This is a genomic window from Methylotuvimicrobium sp. KM2, from assembly GCF_038051925.1.
Lineage (GTDB): Bacteria > Pseudomonadota > Gammaproteobacteria > Methylococcales > Methylomonadaceae > Methylotuvimicrobium.
In genome coordinates this window covers 2,362,528-2,381,842 of the sequence record NZ_CP150634.1, presented here as the reverse complement: position 1 = coordinate 2,381,842, position 19,315 = coordinate 2,362,528, and the positions used below count along the sequence as shown (strand labels likewise).

The 19,315-nt window shown below is 49.4% G+C and carries 17 protein-coding genes and 1 tRNA gene; 6 read left to right on the top strand and 12 right to left on the bottom strand.

Annotated features, from left to right (window positions below; translation table 11 throughout):
- Positions 1 to 448 precede the first annotated feature (448 nt).
- The 4 genes from WJM45_RS10055 to merR form a co-directional block, all read right to left on the bottom strand.
- A complete protein-coding gene (locus WJM45_RS10055) occupies positions 449 to 1,420 on the bottom strand; it encodes an AAA family ATPase (protein ID WP_036293329.1) in 972 nt (323 codons plus the stop codon).
- Entirely contained in the window at positions 1,410 to 3,041 is a 1,632-nt protein-coding gene (locus WJM45_RS10050) for an IS481 family transposase (RefSeq protein WP_341328928.1), read from the bottom strand. Before WJM45_RS10050 ends, WJM45_RS10055 begins: the two co-directional genes overlap by 11 nt.
- 4 nt (positions 3,042 to 3,045) lie before the next feature.
- Positions 3,046 to 3,606: a recombinase family protein gene (locus WJM45_RS10045; protein ID WP_036293327.1), complete on the bottom strand. Its 561-nt coding sequence runs from the start codon at positions 3,604 to 3,606 to the stop codon at positions 3,046 to 3,048.
- Between the two features lie 207 nt (positions 3,607 to 3,813).
- Entirely contained in the window at positions 3,814 to 4,221 is a 408-nt protein-coding gene (gene merR / locus WJM45_RS10040; protein WP_031432004.1) for an Hg(II)-responsive transcriptional regulator, read from the bottom strand.
- A 66-nt stretch (positions 4,222 to 4,287) separates the two neighbouring features.
- Here merR and WJM45_RS10035 point away from each other — a divergent pair, with 66 nt between their 5' ends.
- Genes WJM45_RS10035 through WJM45_RS10025 form a run of 3 tightly spaced genes read left to right on the top strand, consistent with a single transcriptional unit; the run spans position 4,288 to position 5,139 of the window.
- Entirely contained in the window at positions 4,288 to 4,626 is a 339-nt protein-coding gene (locus tag WJM45_RS10035) for a mercuric transporter MerT family protein (RefSeq protein ID WP_031432003.1), read from the top strand.
- A 28-nt stretch (positions 4,627 to 4,654) separates the two neighbouring features.
- Complete coding sequence (gene merP / locus WJM45_RS10030; protein WP_031432002.1) at positions 4,655 to 4,927, top strand: mercury resistance system periplasmic binding protein MerP; 273 nt, start codon at positions 4,655 to 4,657, stop codon at positions 4,925 to 4,927.
- Positions 4,924 to 5,139, top strand: coding sequence for a GDCCVxC domain-containing (seleno)protein (locus WJM45_RS10025; RefSeq protein ID WP_084571730.1), 216 nt, complete (start codon positions 4,924 to 4,926; stop codon positions 5,137 to 5,139). Before merP ends, WJM45_RS10025 begins: the two co-directional genes overlap by 4 nt.
- 657 nt (positions 5,140 to 5,796) lie before the next feature.
- On the opposite strand, the gene WJM45_RS10020 is transcribed toward WJM45_RS10025, so the two are convergent.
- The 3 genes from WJM45_RS10020 to WJM45_RS10010 all read right to left on the bottom strand — a co-directional run bounded on the left by WJM45_RS10020 (position 5,797) and on the right by WJM45_RS10010 (position 7,610).
- Positions 5,797 to 5,873 (bottom strand) — tRNA-Met (locus WJM45_RS10020).
- A 53-nt stretch (positions 5,874 to 5,926) separates the two neighbouring features.
- Positions 5,927 to 7,018, bottom strand: a complete 1,092-nt coding sequence (ychF, locus tag WJM45_RS10015; protein ID WP_341328795.1) for a redox-regulated ATPase YchF — start codon at positions 7,016 to 7,018, stop codon at positions 5,927 to 5,929.
- A 166-nt stretch (positions 7,019 to 7,184) separates the two neighbouring features.
- Positions 7,185 to 7,610, bottom strand: a complete 426-nt coding sequence (locus WJM45_RS10010; RefSeq protein WP_341328794.1) for a protein YgfX — start codon at positions 7,608 to 7,610, stop codon at positions 7,185 to 7,187.
- 87 nt (positions 7,611 to 7,697) lie between these two features.
- Here WJM45_RS10010 and WJM45_RS10005 point away from each other — a divergent pair, with 87 nt between their 5' ends.
- The 3 genes from WJM45_RS10005 (at position 7,698) to WJM45_RS09995 (ending at position 11,195) form a co-directional block, all read left to right on the top strand.
- Positions 7,698 to 8,687, top strand: a complete 990-nt coding sequence (locus WJM45_RS10005; RefSeq protein ID WP_341328793.1) for a folate-binding protein — start codon at positions 7,698 to 7,700, stop codon at positions 8,685 to 8,687.
- A 598-nt stretch (positions 8,688 to 9,285) separates the two neighbouring features.
- Complete coding sequence (locus tag WJM45_RS10000; RefSeq protein WP_341328792.1) at positions 9,286 to 10,128, top strand: HDOD domain-containing protein; 843 nt, start codon at positions 9,286 to 9,288, stop codon at positions 10,126 to 10,128.
- Between the two features lie 95 nt (positions 10,129 to 10,223).
- The gene (locus WJM45_RS09995) at positions 10,224 to 11,195 is read left to right on the top strand and encodes a COX15/CtaA family protein (RefSeq protein ID WP_341328791.1); all 972 of its coding nucleotides are present in this window, start codon (positions 10,224 to 10,226) and stop codon (positions 11,193 to 11,195) included.
- A gap of 16 nt (positions 11,196 to 11,211) precedes the next feature.
- On the opposite strand, the gene WJM45_RS09990 is transcribed toward WJM45_RS09995, so the two are convergent.
- The 5 genes from WJM45_RS09990 to WJM45_RS09970 form a co-directional block, all read right to left on the bottom strand.
- Positions 11,212 to 11,664 carry a nucleoside deaminase gene (locus WJM45_RS09990; protein ID WP_341328790.1) on the bottom strand — a complete coding sequence of 151 codons (453 nt, stop codon included), beginning with the start codon at positions 11,662 to 11,664 and terminating at the stop codon, positions 11,212 to 11,214.
- Between the two features lie 548 nt (positions 11,665 to 12,212).
- A complete protein-coding gene (locus WJM45_RS09985) occupies positions 12,213 to 13,163 on the bottom strand; it encodes an arsenic resistance protein (protein WP_341328789.1) in 951 nt (316 codons plus the stop codon).
- A gap of 209 nt (positions 13,164 to 13,372) precedes the next feature.
- Complete coding sequence (locus WJM45_RS09980; protein WP_341328788.1) at positions 13,373 to 15,613, bottom strand: heavy metal translocating P-type ATPase; 2,241 nt, start codon at positions 15,611 to 15,613, stop codon at positions 13,373 to 13,375.
- A gap of 111 nt (positions 15,614 to 15,724) precedes the next feature.
- Positions 15,725 to 16,066 carry a P-II family nitrogen regulator gene (locus WJM45_RS09975; RefSeq protein ID WP_341328787.1) on the bottom strand — a complete coding sequence of 114 codons (342 nt, stop codon included), beginning with the start codon at positions 16,064 to 16,066 and terminating at the stop codon, positions 15,725 to 15,727.
- A gap of 78 nt (positions 16,067 to 16,144) precedes the next feature.
- Entirely contained in the window at positions 16,145 to 19,246 is a 3,102-nt protein-coding gene (locus WJM45_RS09970; RefSeq protein ID WP_341328786.1) for a CusA/CzcA family heavy metal efflux RND transporter, read from the bottom strand.
- Positions 19,247 to 19,315 lie beyond the last annotated feature (69 nt).

The following is a 19,315-nucleotide window of genomic DNA, read 5'->3' as shown; positions in this document are numbered from 1 at the left end:
TTTACCGATAGTTGGCTAATCAATTTTTGCCCCCTTCCAAGCTCCTTTCAAGCCCCTTCTAAGCCCCATCCAAAAACCCTTGCTCAACCTTAATTATTAGCCAAACTTAAGGAAGCCCTTCAAAAAGAAATATATGCAAATTATGCGTACAAACGAGTGCTGAACAATGTCGATGCAGTGCTGATGCTCTAACCCCTGGAAGCCTTTAAAATGCTGATTGTGTCGATGATGCTGATTAAAGCGTAGCGATAAATTTATTCTCAGTCACTATGTGTAAGGGCTCGCGTTTAAAAAAGACCGGGCTCGCAATTATCCCGTTTTTCGGCTCGAATTAGCTGCGACTGAAAATCCGGCCCGGCTCACATTAAATGCCACTGAGCTTGCATTTACCCGCACGGGCTTGCAATCGATTTTCTCGGGCTCAAATTATCTGCAACTATCGCAGGCGTCAAATGGGCAGCCCGGCCCGCAGCATTTTCTCTCGCAACTCTGTTGCCCGCACCGGATCCAGCGTGTTGTTGAACAATGCTTTGATGTCGGCGGACTTCGTATCCAATTGCTCCATCAGGTCCTTGATACGGTAGCCGTGCCGGGTCAGCGTGGGTTCCAGATCATCAATATGGCGGGACAGAATGGATTCGACGACTTCAACCGGAACAGGTTTCTCGCCCGCCTGATAGCCGGCTTCGAGCGCCAAGGTCAGGTGCAGTTGGATTTGCAGCGGCGTGCGCAGTTTGGCGGCTAACAGCTCCAAAGCATCGTCAGTCAGCATGGGATCGGCTTCGGACTGGCCGTCGGTGCAGGTTGTGAGCAGCCACTGGATATATTCGCGTTGATGGCCAGCGATGCCGTCCAGAGAAAACACATCAGTGCGGTAGCCAATCTCCTCCATGGTGGGTTTGCGCAGATCATTGCGCAATTTGGGGTGTCCTGCCAGCACGATCGACAGCCGGCCATCGCCATCCTCGACCAATTCCATCAGACGCTTCAGGCCGGTCAGGGTATGGCCATTGAGATCATGGGCTTCGTCCACGAACAGCGCCACCGGCCGTTTGTTCTTGCGCACCAGCTCTCGCAGGTCACGCTCGCGCTTTTCGCCCTGGCTGGGGATGCGCACGTTTTTTTCGGTAGACAGGTCGTAAAACAGGGCCGCGATGAAGGTGGCCAGCTTGATGCGGTGTTTATCGACAGCCAACGATTTGGAAACGGTTACTTTCTTTTCCTCTTCCAGTAGCCGCTGAAGACGGCGCAGCATCACCGTTTTGCCGCTACCGACCACGCCGCAGAGTGCAATGAGCCGCCCTTCATGGATTGCCCCGCGGATGTCCTTCATCAGCGCCTGGTGGTGGGCGGTTTCATAATAGCCCGCCTGGTTAAATGGCATCGTCAGCCCGTAATACTGCATCACTTCAACCCGCATGCTGTGCTCCTGTTTTATCTCGGAAATAGTCCCTGACTTTCGCCAGCACGATCCGGCGTGTCAGCGTTTCGGCCAGAACCTGGTCGATGAAGGCTTTATCCTCGGGCGGCAGTTTGGCCAGCGGTGCCGCCAGCTCGTCGGCGATGGCCAGCTTGGCGGCAACAACCGTTGGATAGTGGTACTCGTGCGCTTCGGCATCGAACGGTTGCCGGGGCATAGTTGCCGGGAGCTCTGGCTCCGCCAGGCGTACATCGTTGCCGGACAGCGCCGCAATCGGCAAGCCGAGCTGAGCCGCCAATGAGCGGATGCGGGCAGCACGCTGATCGGCCTGACTGCGTTTGAAGGCCCGGTAGCGATGCAGCGGAATCGGTCCTGAGACCGGTCGGTACGGTCCGAAGCGTTCGCCGTCAAATTCGACAAACAGCTCGTCGTCGAACAGGCCCCAGAGCAAGATGACCGATTCGCCGGCCATGGCGGATTCTACCTCATACTGGGTGCCATCAATACTGAGACGGGCATCGATGCCGACCTTACGCCGTTCCGGTTCGCGGGCGAAGCGGCAGAACTGCTCCCAAGTGCACATTTCGCGCAGCCCTTCGGCGGGCAGATGGGTCAGCCAGTCATCAATCCGTGAGTGCGCTTCGGAACGATGCCGCTGGGCGTTGTAGTTCAGCAGGTAGCGCAGCAGCCATTCGTTGGCCTGTTGCTCGGTTTCCGGCTTATGAAAGTGATAGAGGGTTTCGTGGGCTTCCTTGACCGTCCGGAACGGACGCTCGACCTTGCCTTTGGAGCGGGCCGTGGTGCGTGTGCCGTCCTTGCCGGCCGGCAGGTGCGTCTGCCAGTCGATGCCAAGCGCCTGCATCACGTTCTGGAACACCCGGCTTTTCGCCACCGGCCCGTTATCCAGATAGAGCATTTGAGGTCGTCCCTGGAAGGGATAGGCGGCGTCGGCCTTGGGCGCCATGGCGTTGAACAGAAAGCGCAGCGCCGACTCCGCGTCTTCGCCGTAGATGCAGCGGTATTCCTGATAAGCGGCGCCGCTGCGGTCGTCGACCACGCTGAACAGCGCCAAGGTGGGCTGGCCTTTGGCCGGGTCGATCCAGTCGGGTTTGTCGATATGTTTGAGGTCCGACGGCGAAATGTCGAACTGCCAGCAGTCGTTGCTGTGTTCGGCCTGGAAGCGGACGGCCACCGGCTCGCGGGTCAGGCGAGGCTGATCAAGATGCCAGAGCGTCAGATAGCGGTTCACGGTGGGACGCGTCAGCAAGCCTTTCGGAACCTGCACCAGGCCTTCGGCCGTCTCCACGCCATAGTCCTCCAACAGCTCGATGGCCCGCCGGGTGGACAGGTGGCGCCCGTTCTTGTTGGTGGTCCTGAGTTTGAGGGCGGCAATCAGTTCGCAATAGCGTTCCAGCTCAAAGCGCGGTAGCTTGCGCGGTTTGCCGTAATCGGCCCGGTGCGCGGAGCGCGGTTTATTGATGTGGTTCAGCGCCCGGTAGACGGTGCTGGACGAGATACCGTAGAGGCTGGCGACCGCCGCCACCTGGGCGGCCCGCTCCGGACTTTTCGGCGGCAATTGGTCCAGCCGTTGCCGCAGCCGTAACAGCGAATCGGCCGGGATCAAGTCAGGTCTCGGCGTGAGGCTTGGCGAGTGCCCGGTAAACCGAGGCCCGACTGATGCCGAGCTGCCGGGCAATTTCGGTGGCTCCGAGCTGTTGTTGATCGCGTAGCGCCTTGATCATCTGGCCGTCAACGGAAGGCTTCCGGCCCTGGTAAACGCCCCGGGCTTTGGCCGCCGCAATCCCTTCCAGCTGCCGTTCGCGGCGCAGATTCGTTTCGAACTCGGCGAATACCCCCAGCATATCCAGGAAGGCCTTACCTGCCGCGCTCTGCGTATCGATCGGCTGTTCCGTGGCCCGTAACGTGACGCCGCGCTCCTTGAGCGCGTACACGATGTCCTGCAGGTCCTTGATGCTGCGGGCCAGCCGATCCACGCGGGTAACGACCAACGTGTCGCCCTTGCGCAGAAACTCTAGCAGTAATTCTAATTCAGTTCGACCGGTGCGGGCGGTACCCGACGCTTTCTCGGCCCGGATCACTTCGCAACCCGCCGTGCGCAACGCTTGTTCCTGAAGGGAGTAATCTTGATCCGCGCTGGAAACGCGGGCGTAACCGTAAATAGCCATGAGTCCTGATTTGTCTCGCTAGGGTTTAGACCCTGGCACAATAACAGCTAAAATGTGCCAAAACAACCCTAATGAGACACTTTTTGTGTTTCATGCCACTGTTCCGTTTGAGTATACCCATGTTACATTGGTAACTATCAGCTCATTGCTGCCGGCCATACCGTTTTGTCTCAGATCGGCGTTGATGGCCAATGGAACGGCAACGTCTTAGACTGATGTTTTCAACAAGCTCTGAATAAGCGGGCATGATACTGAATCGGTATTGCTAGCGCAGCTCTCGACCAAATTAGACAAAGCCGCTTCCATCGTGCGCAAACCTTCGATGCGTTCATGAATTAGAACAAGCTTTCTGAGCGCAATTTCTCTGGCTTCCTGGCAATGTCGCCCTTCCTCAAGACTCAATAATTCTGCAACCTCATCGAGCGAAAAGCCCAGCTTCTGACCTTCCTTAATAAACCGCACTCGCTGCACGTCTTGTTCAGCGTAATGCCGGATGCCCTTGAGTGGCTTGGCAGGCTCCACCAGCAGGCCGCGTCGTTGATAAAAACGGATCGTTTCGACATTGACTCCGGCTTGTTTCGCCAGAGCACCAATCGTAAAACTTTTTTGTATCATAAGCTTGACTCCGTACATAAGTACGGTGCCTATACTACAGGAATCGCTAGAAAAGAGGTATTCATCATGAACTCCAGACAAACCCTGATTGCGAGCGTTCTGGCCGGGATAGGCGCTAGCTTATGTTGTGTTGCTCCTTTGGTATTGCTGAGCCTTGGCATTGGCGGGGCTTGGGTAGCAACGCTGACGGCTTTCGAATCAGTGCGCCCGGTGTTCATGGGCTTGGCATTGCTTTTTATCGGCCTGACGTTTCGTAAGCTGTATTTGACGCCTCAAACCTGTGAATCCGGCAAGCCCTGCGCCGATGATGAAGTTATCCGCAAGCAACGCTTCATTTTTTGGGGCGTGACCCTTCCTTTATTGGGTTTGTTGGCATTTCCATGGTTTGCTCCACTGTTCTATTGAGGAAAAATCGATGACAACTAGAACCTTTATGTCTACTTTGGCGTTTGCCGTTACCTGCGGATCGGCACTGGCTGCCTCTCGTGCGGTCACGCTCGATGTACAAAACATGACCTGCGCCGTCTGCCCGATTACGGTCAAGAAAGCGCTTGAACATGTTTCCGGTGTGCAACAGGTTTCGATCGATTACGCCAGTAAAACTGCGACGGTACAATTCGACGATACGCTGACCACAGCGGACAAACTGACGGAAGCAACCAAGGCCGCCGGTTATCCATCCTCTATCAAGAAGGAAAATAAATGAACACCCTCATTCTCGAATCGACGATCACCTGCCCACACTGCGGACACGCCGAAACGGAAACCATGCCGACTGATGCCTGCCAGTTTTTCTATGAATGCAAGTCCTGCGGTACACTGCTAAAGCCAAAGCCGGGGGATTGCTGCGTGTTTTGCTCTTACGGTTCGGTTAAATGTCCGCCCATCCAGCAACATAACTCTTGTTGCGCCGGATAGGATAGAAACCTCAGGCTAAACGGGACAGGCTGTTTAATGGTTTGATCGCCTGTCAGTTTACCGCTTCGCATCAATGATGGATTGATCTGAAGCCTGAATTTCATTTGCAATTAGAATGAGCCTGCGAAAATGGAATGCAAGCCCGTGCGGATAAATGCAAGCTCAGTGGCATTTATTCTGAGCCGAGTCGGATTTTCAGTCGCAGCTAATTCGAGCCGAAAAACGGGATAATTGCGAGCCCGTCTATTTTCAAACGCGAGCTACTACAACTATGGGATATCCCATAGTGAGAACCCCGCGCAAAGCCCATCCAAAAACGAACTCGGAGTTCGCTTTTGCCTCAATCCCGAATCGGGATATCCCGATTCCAAACCGCAAATGGGTGTTCCAACGAGATACCCATTCGCAAAACTAGCCAGTAAACTTAGCTGGATATACAGCGAATACCTAGTGCTTACCTTTCAGAGGTCTTTGTTTTTTATAGGTTGTTCCATTCAGGAACGTCTGAATTTATCTTATCGCCATCATCAATAGCCTGATGTATCACGACCCGCAAGCAGTGCGGTTGATTGGGAGTGGTTTTTTTTAGAAGTGCGACAAAATTGCGACAAAAAAAGAATTAATGATTTGTTAATTTGTCTAAGTGATTGTTTTTATTGGTGGCGATGGGTGGACTTGAACCACCGACCCCGGGGTTATGAATCCCGTGCTCTAACCAGCTGAGCTACATCGCCATTGAAGAGGTCTTGCAAAAGAGCGGGCATTATAGAGACCCGCTCTTGGTTTGTCAAACGTTGAAACGAAAATGCATGACATCGCCGTCTTTAACGACATAATCTTTGCCTTCGAGACGCCATTTACCGGCATCCTTTGCGCCCTGCTCACCTTTGTAAGTAACGAAGTCTTCATAGGAAATAACTTCGGCGCGGATAAAACCTTTTTCAAAATCGGTATGAATGACTCCTGCGGCTTGCGGAGCCGTGGCGCCGACGGGTATCGTCCAGGCTCTGACTTCTTTGACGCCCGCCGTGAAATACGTCGATAAATTAAGCAGCTGGTAACCGGCTCGCACGACTCGATTCAAGCCCGGTTCGTCCAAGCCTAAATCATCGAGAAATTCTTGTTTTTCGTCCTCATCAAGCTGCACGATTTCCGCTTCGATTGCCGCGCATACCGGCACGACCATGGCGCCTTCTTTGTCGGCGAATGCTTTTACTTTGTCCAATATTGGGTTATTTTCAAAACCGTCGTCTTGAACATTGGCAATGTACATCGTGGGTTTAACGGTTAATAAGCACAAGTCTTTAATCAAGGCGATATCATCATCGGATAAATCCATCGCCCTAACCGGTTCGCCGGTGTTCAAATGTTCGTTAACTTTTTCCAATACGGCTTTTCGGGCCAATTCGTCTTTATTGCCGGATTTCGATGCTTTGGCCGCCCGTTGCAAGGCCCTTTCGACGGTTGCCATGTCGGCCAACGCCAATTCGGTATTGATGACTTCGATATCGGCTATCGGATCGATTTTTCCGGCAACGTGAATGACATTATCGTCTTCGAAACAACGGACGACATGTGCGATAGCATCGGTTTCGCGAATATTGGCAAGAAATTGATTGCCCAGCCCCTCGCCTTTCGAAGCACCGGCAACCAATCCGGCGATATCGACGAATTCAATCGTGGTTGGCAGTACGCGTTGAGGCTTGACAATTTCAGCGAGTTTATCCAATCTCGGGTCTGGCACGGCAACAACACCGACATTGGGATCGATAGTACAAAAAGGGTAGTTTTCGGCGGCGATTTCCGCCTTGGTTAAAGCATTGAATAAAGTCGATTTACCGACATTAGGCAATCCGACGATTCCGCAATATAGCGCCATAGAGGTCTCTGAAGTGTTTAAGCAATTGGGATAGTTGCTTTGATGATAAAAAACTCGTAATTATACAATTCCCGGACGGATTGATGAAACAACATTCGCCGGATATTTAAGCGGTAAGCCTTAAAGCAGGAGCGAACCAAAAAAATGCCGCATAAAAACCGATTTCCTACTCTTCTGTTGAAACGGTTATTTTTAGATATACGGTTAGCCTTCGAAAATCGATTTCGTTCATGGCATCGTTAAATATGACCTGGTAATGGTTTTTACCTTGCAATTCACAATGAAAAAAAATCGCAAGCGGCATTAAGACCGTTGATCCGAGAATCCGAATTTGTGCGAAGCTACCCCCTGTGAAAAGCTGCCAGCCGTAATCTCCTGAATATCTTAGCAAGCGCTCCGTATCGCCAATAAAATAACGGCGGCGATAGACAATGCCGCTAAAAATAACAACCGCAATCAATAGCCATTGAACATAAAGCTCGATAGCACTGAGCACAATTGCAAGCAAAGCCATCACATGCATGAGCAATAGAATTTTTTTCTCTCGCTTCGACATTCCGATTCTAAACGTTACCAATTCTAAATGTTTCATACAATAACAACGATGGTTTGATATTTTTCAAGCATTAAACAGACAGAGGTATAATCAGAGACTTTCAATCAACTCTAACGATTAGTCATGAATCAAGCTTGGAAATCTTTTCTTATTGAACAGCAGACACGAATTAATACCGAGACTGTCCATATAGAAAAAACCGACGACTTAGACAAACAAGCCGGGCAGGTTTGTCCGGTTATCGAACTAGCCGTGTTAACAGTCACCGGCAACGATGCAGCACGATTTCTTCAAGGCCAAGTAACTTGCAATATCAACGAACTCACCGAACAAAAGTGCAGTTTCGGAGCCTTTTGCAATGTTAAAGGGCGCGTTATCGCCAATTTTTTTGTAATTAAGTCGAACGATGGCTTCCTTCTAATCTTACCTACAGAATTACTCGACAGCATCATCGAAAAACTACGAAAATATATTTTACGTTCCGATGTGCAACTGATCGATAGCCGCGATGAGTATTGCCTAGTTGGGATTAACAAAAGCTCGTCAAAATTTTTTACGCCTGTTCCGGAGCATGAACTTCACATGCTTGCCGAGCCCTTCCGCTTGATAAAACTGCCTTTATCGAAATCACGTTATATAGCCGTTGAATCGTCGGAAAAAGCCATCGAACTTTGGTCCTTGCTTACCCAAGAACATGACTATCATGCAAGCACTCCAGAGCAATGGCGGCTATTCGATATCGAAGACAAAATACCCTGGGTCGATCAGGAAACTAGCGAAGAATATATTCCGCAAATGCTGAATCTCGATCAATTAGGCGGCATCAGTTTTAACAAGGGTTGTTATACCGGGCAAGAAATCGTAGCGCGTACGCATTATCTTGGAAAAACGAAAAGAATGCTGTTCTTAGCCGAATCCAATGCCGCGGAAGCGCCGCCTCCGAATGCGGCTATTCTCGACGGCATCGGTCAAACAATAGGAAAAGTCCTGCGCGCTCAAAAGGAAGGAAATACCATTAAGCTGCTTGCGGTTCTGCCGAATTGCGAACTCGATAGCGAAAACTTAATACTTGATACAACGGCTAAGGACAAAATCAGGCTAATAACGCTATAATTCTATGGAATTGGTGCTGAGTGATCGCGCCCATACTTGACGTTGAATGTCGAAATTTACCGATTTTCATGTCTGATAAAATGACTGCTTTCTGGATTTTAAGTGAATAACTGGCTCTAAATAGCTTATGAAAAATTTCAAAAATATTTTGAGTTTATAATGCGTTAACACAGCAATTTAGGATCTGGTCATAAATAACTTCCCTATTTTTAATGTAAGGTAAGAAGGTTCGGTAACTCGATTGGCAGGTGTCGGCGGCAAGGCAGATTTTTGCTCCTGCAAAATCTGCATTCATGACATCCTAGTCAGTCAGTCAGTCGCCACCGTCAAGCCTACACAGACGTATTCACTCAGTACCTAAATTCCATAGCCCATTGGCTATGGTTAACTATCTTAGATAATTTAGGTGCTGGGTTCACGGAGTCCTGTAAAGCGAGCTACCGAACCCGCTACAAAACTCATAGCTCCAGGAAGTTATTTTTCACGAAATCCTTAGCTAAAAATGGTTTTTTCGAAAACTTAGGCTTGACGGCTGCTTTCCTACTTGGACAGCTATTTGAATTTAAACTGTAAATCTTTGATGGGAACTTGAACTCGAATGCAATTTAAATCAGTCCAGGCTTTTCTTGACCATGTTCAAAAAGAACTGGATGCCAATCGCCTGATATTGCCAACTCTCCCTGACATTGCGTTAAAGGTTCGCGACGCAGTAGCTAAAGGCGAAGCAACGGCACAGCAATTAGCAGACATGATTGTCACCGACGCAGCCTTGTCTACGCGCTTGATTCAAGTCTCTAACAGCCCTTTATATCGCGGAGTCAACGAGATCAAGAGCATTCAAATGGCGGTCACGCGTCTAGGGCTTAAAACCATTAGCTCATTGATAAGCAGCCTGGTAATGCAACAAATGTTCAGCCCGACTTCAACAGTGCTTGAGCATTACTTCAGACAGTCCTGGGAACAAAGTGTCAATGTCTCGGCCATCAGTAGAGCATTGGCAACATGCACCCGGCATCTAAATCCCGATGAAGCCATGCTAGCAGGGCTCATTCACCAAATTGGCAAATTGCCAATTTTGATGCTGGTAGAAGATATTCCGGAATTCAGAGATAGCCCTTCACGTCTTGAAAAATTGCTGGAAAAAGCCCATCCGGCCGTTGGAAAAATCATTATGGATACATGGACCTTTCCCGATGAGTTAAAAGCCGTTCCGTATCAATACGTTAACTTTGGCTATGACTCGGGTGAAAAAGCCGATTATGTTGATCTTGTACAAGTGGCTTTTTTACAAAGCATAGCCGGGACCGATCATCCTGCAACACGGGTTGACTGGTCTACCGTGCCGGCATTTGCCAAGCTGGGTCTGTCTTCCGATGCTGAAATTCTGGAAATAGAAGGATTATCCGAAGAAATAGAAATTGCACAGTCTATGTTCTCCTGATGTTCGCTCCCGAATCGCTCTACTACAGGCCCTCCCTAGCGTAATGCAAAATCCGCATTCACCGATATCCTCTCAAAAAAATACAGATCACACCAATGATTGATATTGAAGCCGCACTCAGGTTCAGACGCATCGGAACCATTACCATTTTCGCTGTTTACTTCTTGATCCTGGTCGGCGGCATCGTTCGCGCATCCGGAGCCGGAATGGGTTGCCCTGATTGGCCGACCTGCTTCGACAAATTGATTCCGCCAACCGACGTTTCTCAGCTTCCGCCGGATTACAAAACAATCTATGCCGAACGCGGTTATCAAAACACCGATTTCAATCCGGTCAAAACTTGGACCGAGTATCTAAATCGCTTAACCGGCGCCAGCATTGGAATTCTGATTTTACTGACCGCCTGGTCGTCCCGTATTTATCTCAAGTCGGACAAGACGGTATTTTATCTTTGCTTGGCGGTGGTTTTTATCGTCGGCTTTCAAGCTTGGCTAGGTTCCGTGGTTGTCGCCAGCAATCTAAAGCCGCTGATGATAACCTTGCATATGCTATTGGCTTTGTTCATTGTTGCCTTGTTAATTTACGTCATAGCAAGATCGCAGCGGGAGTTTTTTCAAAGCCTTGATACACAGTCGTTGCCCCGTGTTTTTAAGGGCGTGTTGACCGCTGCATTGGCCATGACCTTGATTCAAGTCGCGATGGGCACGCAAGTTCGAGAAGCCGTCGATCTAATTGCTAACGAACATGCCTATATCGACCGTCAATATTGGCGCGATGACCTACCCATCATTTTTTATGTGCACCGCTCGTTTTCGTCGATTATCTTGTTCACAAACCTATGGTTGGCCTGGAAACTGTATCGCTCGCCTGCTCAAAATAGATTATTACATACCCTCGGCATAGCCTTGACCGCCATGGTCGTCACCGCAATTCTTGCCGGTGTCAGCCTCGACAGGCTCGGTTTCCCCGCAGCCGCGCAACCGATTCATTTATTGATGGCCAATCTAATTTTCGGTACGCAGTTTTTTATTTATATCTGCTTGATCTATTCCAGGCAGAAAGGTTAAGCCGCCGGATTTAGGATTAAGCACCAACGTATTCGCCGATATCTTCAAACCAGATATGCGGCGATTGCTCGATAAAACGGCGCATTAGCTCAATACAATCGGCATCGTGCAACTCGATGACATTGACTCCTGCCTCCCTGAGCCAATCCAAATGCCCTGAAAAATTGACCGATTCGCCGACAACAACGGTGCCGATATTAAACTGTCGAATCAATCCGGAGCAATACCAACAAGGAGCTAAGGTCGTCACGAGAATTTTATCGCGGTAGTTCGTTTGCCGCCCCGCTTTACGAAATGCGTCGGTTTCGCCATGTATCGATGGGTCGCCGTCTTGAACTCGCCGATTACGCCCCCGTCCAAGCACACGGCCTTCGCAATCGAATAATGCCGCACCAACCGGAACGCCGCCTTCATCAAATCCCGCACGGGCTTCTTCCAAAGCCACGGATAACATATCCAAATAATTCATCAGCAACTCCTAGTGAATGGTGTTTTAACCTAAAAAGAGCAGTTGAGAGCCTCAAACTACCGTTCGCCCTGAGCCCTTCGGCTACGCTCAGGAGAGCCCTGTCGAAGGGTGAAGGATAGTTTGGAGGACCGTAAGGATTCCTTCGTAAATGAGTAACATCCTAATCAGGTATGCTTCATTTTAATAGAATGCAGACCGATATTTTACACACTCTAAAGGAAGGGAACGGCCAAAAGAAGACTTTGACACTTTGATCCCGAGTGACGGCAACGGACTATGTAGCGACCTTTAAATTTTTCTCTGCTTTACTCCTAAACGCTATTTACATGGTGTCACCGTATAGCAGTAGCCAAATTTTAGCCCGTTAAGTCTATTGCCGATGGCTTATTTTCCAGTCAAGCATCTTGCGTATGGATGCTGTACGGATTCCCCCTGAACGGCTTTGGCTCCTTTAATCTACTAGTCAAGCCCACAGAATCCGGAAAAAATCGTACGCTAAGCGTAGCATGTCCGATCCAGACGGACGACTGTCCGTTGTTCCGAGGAGTCTATCGAAAGAGCTTGCGTGGTATCCACCACAGATAGAACACCATTCCGAAGAGTTCGACCAGAGACTGTAAGACAATTACCACTGCCGCCACTTCCCAGCCATCCGGCAAAGAAAACGCAAAAGGAAGGACGACAAACGAATTGCGGGTGCCCAGGCTGAATGCCAGTGTTCGCCCTTGATCGGTCGGCAGCGCCATCAATCTCGCCAGCCCTTTGGCGATCAGAGCGGCCAACACCAGAAATGCCACGAACAACGGTACGACGACTGGGAAAAGACTCAGTGCATTCCGCACCGCACTGATTTGCGCTCCGGCGATCAGGAAGACGACTAGAGCCAATAGTGGCACCGGCCACCAGGCCAACCGATCACGCAGCTTTTCCCGTGTCGGTTGAGCCTCAAACCAACGCTCCGACACGGCTGCTGCGATCATCGGCACGATGACAACGAGCAGCGCGGGCCATATTTCGGTGAAGCTAAGGGGTGCGGCCAGTTTGGTGTCGAGCATGAGCCATAGGCAGACTGGCAGAAGCAGGAGTTCCAACAGCAGGTTAAGTGGCGTCACTGCGATGGCTCGAGGCACGTTCCCAGCGCCCAGTTGACTGAAGGTAATGAACCAGTCGGTGCAGGGCACCAACAATACCAACAGTACGCCAAGACGCACAACCGGGTCGACAGGTAGCCATTGCAGGAGTGTCCAACTCAGCAGAGGCAAGGCAATGAAATTGCCGGCTAGTATCGCGGCAACAAATCGCCGATCGCGAAAAGCTTCACGCAGATGGAGCAACGGCACTTGTACAAAGGTTGTATATAATAGAAGCACCAACGCCGGCCATAGCAGTTTTTCAAAGAGGTGGGTAATGTCGGGCCAAGTGCTGCCCACCAGCAAGCCGCCGATGATGGTTGACAGATAAATCCAAACCTGTCGACGTTCGAGGGTTAGACGATCCAAGGATGCGCTCCAGTTGGTTAGTGATATCGAGCATCGAGGGCCGATACGCCTGAACTGTCATTTTAAGGCATACCCCAACTTGACAAAATAGAATATAGTGCGAAATCCGGTGAACAGATTTTTTGAAGATCACTTGACCGACTATTTTATGTCAGCCATTTGAAATTTGGCATAGACCGAACTGTTGCTCTGAGAAAAATAACGGTTTCTCAATTAAGAAACATTGGTTTAGCATCTTTTGGTTTTAGTAATCTGAGTCCATTGGCCACCACCAATAAAGAGGCCCCCATATCCGCTGCAATGGCTTGCCATAATGTAGCGACTCCGGCGAAGGCTAATATTGCAAAAGCAGCTTTCAGCGACAGTGCAAAAACAATATTTTGCCGGATAATTCGCAACGTTCTTTTTGAATGCTTGATTAGCCAGGGTAATTTGGATAGATCATCACCCATCAAGGCAATATCCGCTGTTTCTATGGCCGCATCCGAGCCCATCACGCCCATGGCAATGCCCAGGCTGGCTCTGGCCAATGCCGGGGCGTCATTGATACCATCGCCGATCATGGCGACATTTCCGTATTGCTCGACCAATTGACTGACTTTTTTCACTTTGTCCGCAGGCAGTAATTCCGCGTGAACTTCATTCAGTCCGATTTGCCGGGCGATATTTTCAGCCGTGACCTGATTATCGCCGGTCAGCATCGCTAGATGTTTTATGCCGCAATGTTTCAGGGATTGTAAAATCGATTGGATGTGAGGCCGCGGTTGATCAGAGACGGCAATGAGACCACAGACATGTTGATCATTGCCGATGGCGATCACGGTTTGTCCGGTCTTTTCCAATGTCTTTGCCTGTTCACTGATTTCCTCAGTTTCCTGCCCGCGTTCCAACAGATAACGCCTGGAACCCAGCCAGAAATCCGTGTCGTTAAATAAACCCGTTACCCCTTTACCCGGCAAAACGCTTACATTATCCGCATTGGCGATTTGAATGCCCTGGCTTTCGCTATAGTTTAAAATGGCTTTGGCGAGTGGATGGTTGCTGCGCGACTCTAAGGCAGCGGCTCGGCTGAGCAGTTCTTCCTGGGTATGATGATTGAAAGGATAAAGCCCTGTCACGACAGGATCTCCAAGCGTCAACGTGCCGGTTTTATCAAAAGCAATGGCGTTAAGGTGTGCCGGGGCTTCGATGTAAATCCCGCCTTTTACCAGGATACCCTGTCTGGCGGCACAAGCTAATGCGGCAACGATACTGACCGGAGTGGAAATGACCAGCGCGCAAGGGCAGGCAATCACCAATAACACCAGCGCTTTGTACAGCCACAGCTGCCAAATTCCCGAAAAAAATAAAACCGGAATCGCAAAAACAGCTAAGGCCAATAGCATAACAATAGGGGTGTAAATACGGGCAAATTTCTCTACCCATTGTTCCGCTTCAGCGCGTTTACTATGGGCTTCTTCAACCATCCGAATAATATGCGCCAGCGTGGTATCGGAAGCGAGTTTGCCCGCTTTGACTTCTAACACGGCTTCGCCGTTGATACTGCCTGCGAACACTTCATCACCGCTTTGTTTGCTGACAGGTACGCTCTCACCCGTAATCGGCGCCTGATTGACGGAACCCATACCGGCTACCACTTCACCGTCCAGTGGAATTTTATCGCCGGATTTAACAATAAATGTTGTACCGACCGTAACGCTTGCCGCCGGTATCTGACGCTCCTGCCCATTCATATCCTTGATGGTGACATCGGAAGGCGCTAAATCCAGCAAGGCTTCTACGGCTTGTCGGGCGCGGCCGATACTCCAGCTTTCAATGGCTAAAGATAAAGAAAATAAAAAACTGACCGCTGCCGCTTCAAACCATTCATTAATGAACATGGCGCCAATAATGGCGACCAGCATCAATAAGTTCATATCGGCACGGAGCCGTTTTAACGCATAAAAGGCTTTTACAATCACATGACGAACGCCAAAAATAATAGCCAGACCATAAGCTGCCTTTTCGGGGAACGGCATGGTTTGTGAACTATGGGCATATAACAGGCTTTTAAGATATAAGGCCAAGTCCTGCCAGGAATAAGTCCAAGTCTCAGGGACTAGCCATAATTGTTGAATATCGCTAAAACCACCGGCAATGACAATATGCATCAATATCCCTATAACAATGCACAAACCACTGACGGTTGCGTAAAAGGTCTGTGATCGTTGCCGTTGCTTGACATCGGTTGCCGTTTGTCCCGGTTTCCAGCGTGTGGCTTTCATTCCGGTTGCAGCAACCGCCTTGACGATAGCCTTTTCTGGCACCCGTTTAGTATCGCTAAGAATCGTCATCCGGCCATTAATCACATCAAAAGCCAAGTTGTCTGCGCCACCCACTAAAGGGCCGATTTCTGATTTTAAAATCGTCACTTCCTCAACACAGTCGAGCCCTTCAATTTTGAAGATCATGCCATGAGTAGGCATAGATGCGGGCGGTTGATTCTCGGTTGGCTCGTTATGACAACAACAGGGGGGTTCCAATTGATTCGACGTGCTCATAATGCTAAGACCTCAAAAAGATTAAATCGCCATTTCACCGGTATCACCCGTACTAATCCGAACCGCATCCAGTACGGGGAGTAGATAAATTTTTCCATCGCCCCCGAGCCCCGTATGCGCACTTTCCTGTATCGCGGCAATGACCTGTTCGACTCGATCGCCGCAACAGGCTATTTCCAGTTTTAAGCGGGGAACCAAGCCATATGTTTCTTCATCAAAGATGGCATCTGAAGTTTCTTTACGACTACGTCCACAGCCTTGCATTTTTAGCACGCTGATTCCTGTTAGTCCTTCGATTTTATGTAATGCCAGCATGACATTCTCAAGTTTATGGGGTTTTATATAGGCAATCACTTGTTTCATAATACTTACTCATAGTTTACTGATTTAAAAATGGATGATTGCCCGAATCAAACAGTATCCAGATTCGGGCAATATTGACTATTTTGCTTGCCTGCCTTCTGTTACAAACCATTTATACAATGCCGGTATAACTAACAAGGTCAGTAATGTTGAAGTCACAAGCCCGCCAACCACAACGGTGGCTAAAGGTTTTTGCACCTCAGAGCCTGTGCCGGATGCCAGCAATAACGGAATGAGTCCCAATGCCGTGGTGACAGCCGTCATTAACACCGGCCTGACTCTCAAACACGCCCCCTGAACAGACGCTTCATCAATCGCCACGCCATCCCGGATCAATTGGTTCAGATAAGTCACCAGCACCATGCCGTTTTCCAGGGCAATGCCGAACAGCGCGATAAACCCGACCGATGCAGGAACGGAAAGATTTTGTCCACTGATCCACAAGGCAATCACACCGCCGACTAATGCCAATGGAATATTCAATAAGATCAGGGCGGCGTTTTTAACCGAGCCAAAACTACTGTATAGCAGCAGTGAAATAAATACTAAAGTCACCGGAATCACAATGGCCAGACGTTTATTCGCTTCCTGCTGCAACCGGAACTGTCCTCCCCAGGTGGTATAATAACCGGGAGGCAGTTTTATTTGACTATCAATTACTTGCTGTGCCTCTTCAACAAAAGACACAATATCCCGATCAATGACATTCGCTTGAATGCTGATAAAACGCTGGTTGTTTTCCCGGGTGATTTGTCTCGGCCCTACAATTTCTTCAATACTGGCAATTTGAGCTAATGGGACTTTGATTCCATCCGGCCCACTGATCAGTAAATTACGAATTGCTTCGATATTATCCCTATCCTGCTTTTGGTAACGCACCAGAATATCAAAGCGTCGAATACCCTCAAATACTTGTCCTGCCGTCGTGCCACCAATTGCACTTTTAATGACGTCTTGAACATCAATTAAATTAAGACCATAGCGGGCAATGGCTTGGCGATCCGGCGTAATCACTAATTGAGGCGTGCCGGAGACCTGATCCACCTGCACATCGGCGGCGCCCTCAACTTTTTTGATAACGGCAGCGATTTCATCCGCTTTGCTTTTTAGTTGCTGTAAGTCATCGCCAAAGAGTTTAACGGCCAGCTCCGCCCTAACACCTTCTAATAGTTCATCAACGGTCATTTCAATGGGTTGGGTCAGGTTTGCGGTAATGCCGGGCAAGTCGGCAACCGTTTGACGGATTTCCTTTTCGATAAGCGCCTGATCCCCTGGCTCTCTCCATTCATTCTTATCTTTAAGGATGATATACATTTCCGCTGAATTGATCGGGTCGGCATGGGCGCCGACTTCGCCCCGCCCAATTCGGCTGGTGACTTCAATCACCTCAGGAATTTTCAATAAGCGTCTTTCCACAATCAATGCATTTCGTTTACTTTCATTAATGGAGATTGACGGCGCCATGGTCAAGCGCACAACGATGGTGCCTTCCTGCAACTTTGGCGTGAATTCAGAACCCAGAAAAGGAAATACCGCCATCCCCAGCAACAAAAGTCCGCCAGACAGGAAAATCGCAACCTTACGATGGTTGACGAAGTATTCAACCAAAGGTCGATAAGGTTTCAGCAAGGCATTGAGGATGCGCTCATCCAGGCTGATTTTGCCATCAGCCTGTACGGATGCGCGTCTCATGAGTACATCGGATAAAACCGGTGCAATAAAAAGCGCATACACCAATGAACCCAACATCGCCAATGCCACGGTATAGGCTAACGGCCTAAAGGTTTTGCCTTCCACCCCTTCTAAGGTAAATAGCGGTAAAAACACGATAATAATAATGGCAATGGCAAACAAAATCGGCTTTCCCACTTCGCGGCAGGCTCTACCGACAACATGTAAACGTGACTCATCGTGATTGGATTCTCTTAACATACGGTCTACATTTTCGACCATCACGATGGTGCCATCGACCATCATACCGATGGCAATCGCCAACCCGCCTAACGACATTAAATTAGCCGACATACCCAGTAAGCCCATGGCGATAAAAGCAAACATCACCGAAAAAGGAATGGACAGGGCAACGACCAGGCTGGGGCGAAAACCGCCCATAAACACCAGTAATACCAGTGCCACCAGAATAATGCCTTGCACCAACGCACTGCTGACCGTGTTGACGGCCCCTTCAACAATATCCTTTTGTTGATAATAAGGCACAATACTGACGCCTTCCGGTAAGGTTTTATTGATGTCTTGAATTTTTTGCTCAACCCGTTCAATCACCGTGGAGGCATTGGTGCCATACAATTTAATGGCCATGCCGGCAACCACTTCACCCTCGCCATTTCGGGTCTGTAGTCCACGCCGGATCGCGCCGCCAATTTTTATCTCAGCCAGTTCCGATAAATAGACGGGGCGGCCATCCACGGTTTTAACCACAATATTTTCAATATCCGTAATGCCTTTAGCCAAGCCCACGGAACGAATAATGAACTGTTCATTGTTTTTTTCCAGGTATTGCGCGCCGACATTAAGATTATTGGAACGGACACGTTGAATCAGTTCATCCATTGAAATGTCGTAGCGCAGCAAAGCATCTGGCTTTACCACGACATGAAATTGTTTTTCAAAACCGCCGATGCCCAGAACCTCGGTCACGCCCCGTACTGTTTGCAGATTGAATTTAACGATCCAGTCCTGCATGGTGCGCAATTCCTCCAGTGAATACTTGTGCGACTCATCCTTGAGATAATAAAAAAGCACCAATCCCATACCGGTTGAGATCGGTCCCATCGCCGGTTCGCCAAAACTGGCCGGAATCTGGTCACGCGCTTCCTGCAAGCGTTCGCCGACCACTTGCCGGGCAAAATAAATGTCTATATCGTCCAGAAAATAAATATTGACCACCGACAAGCCAAAATTGGACACTGAACGAATCTTTTCTATACCGGGTAATCCGGTCATCGCCGCTTCAACCGGATAGGTCACGTACATTTCAATTTCTTCAGGCGCCAGTCCTTCAGTTATGGTGAATACTTGCACCAGATTGGGTGAGACATCCGGAAAAGCATCGACCGGCAACTTTTGGTAACTGCGATAGCCCGCTGCGATGACCAGAATGCCAAGCACAAGCATCAACAGGCGGCTGCGTAAAGATAAATTAATTATTTGATTGATCATAAATTCTCCATAATAGGATGAGCTGACGATAGGAAGCGCACCTGTGATGTGCTTCTATCTGATGCGCTT

Bases quoted from the DNA above. Each gene is read 5' to 3' on its own strand.
- WJM45_RS10055 (WP_036293329.1), bottom strand. From the start codon at position 1,420: ATGCGGGTTGAAGTGATGCAGTATTACGGGCTGACGATGCCATTTAAC.
- WJM45_RS10045 (WP_036293327.1), bottom strand. From the start codon at position 3,606: ATGGCTATTTACGGTTACGCCCGCGTTTCCAGCGCGGATCAAGATTAC.
- merR (WP_031432004.1), bottom strand. From the start codon at position 4,221: ATGATACAAAAAAGTTTTACGATTGGTGCTCTGGCGAAACAAGCCGGA.
- WJM45_RS10035 (WP_031432003.1), top strand. From the start codon at position 4,288: ATGAACTCCAGACAAACCCTGATTGCGAGCGTTCTGGCCGGGATAGGC.
- merP (WP_031432002.1), top strand. From the start codon at position 4,655: ATGTCTACTTTGGCGTTTGCCGTTACCTGCGGATCGGCACTGGCTGCC.
- WJM45_RS10025 (WP_084571730.1), top strand. From the start codon at position 4,924: ATGAACACCCTCATTCTCGAATCGACGATCACCTGCCCACACTGCGGA.
- ychF (WP_341328795.1), bottom strand. From the start codon at position 7,018: ATGGCGCTATATTGCGGAATCGTCGGATTGCCTAATGTCGGTAAATCG.
- WJM45_RS10010 (WP_341328794.1), bottom strand. From the start codon at position 7,610: ATGAAACATTTAGAATTGGTAACGTTTAGAATCGGAATGTCGAAGCGA.
- WJM45_RS10005 (WP_341328793.1), top strand. From the start codon at position 7,698: ATGAATCAAGCTTGGAAATCTTTTCTTATTGAACAGCAGACACGAATT.
- WJM45_RS10000 (WP_341328792.1), top strand. From the start codon at position 9,286: ATGCAATTTAAATCAGTCCAGGCTTTTCTTGACCATGTTCAAAAAGAA.
- WJM45_RS09995 (WP_341328791.1), top strand. From the start codon at position 10,224: ATGATTGATATTGAAGCCGCACTCAGGTTCAGACGCATCGGAACCATT.
- WJM45_RS09990 (WP_341328790.1), bottom strand. From the start codon at position 11,664: ATGAATTATTTGGATATGTTATCCGTGGCTTTGGAAGAAGCCCGTGCG.
- WJM45_RS09980 (WP_341328788.1), bottom strand. From the start codon at position 15,613: ATGATCTTCAAAATTGAAGGGCTCGACTGTGTTGAGGAAGTGACGATT.
- WJM45_RS09975 (WP_341328787.1), bottom strand. From the start codon at position 16,066: ATGAAACAAGTGATTGCCTATATAAAACCCCATAAACTTGAGAATGTC.
- WJM45_RS09970 (WP_341328786.1), bottom strand. From the start codon at position 19,246: ATGATCAATCAAATAATTAATTTATCTTTACGCAGCCGCCTGTTGATG.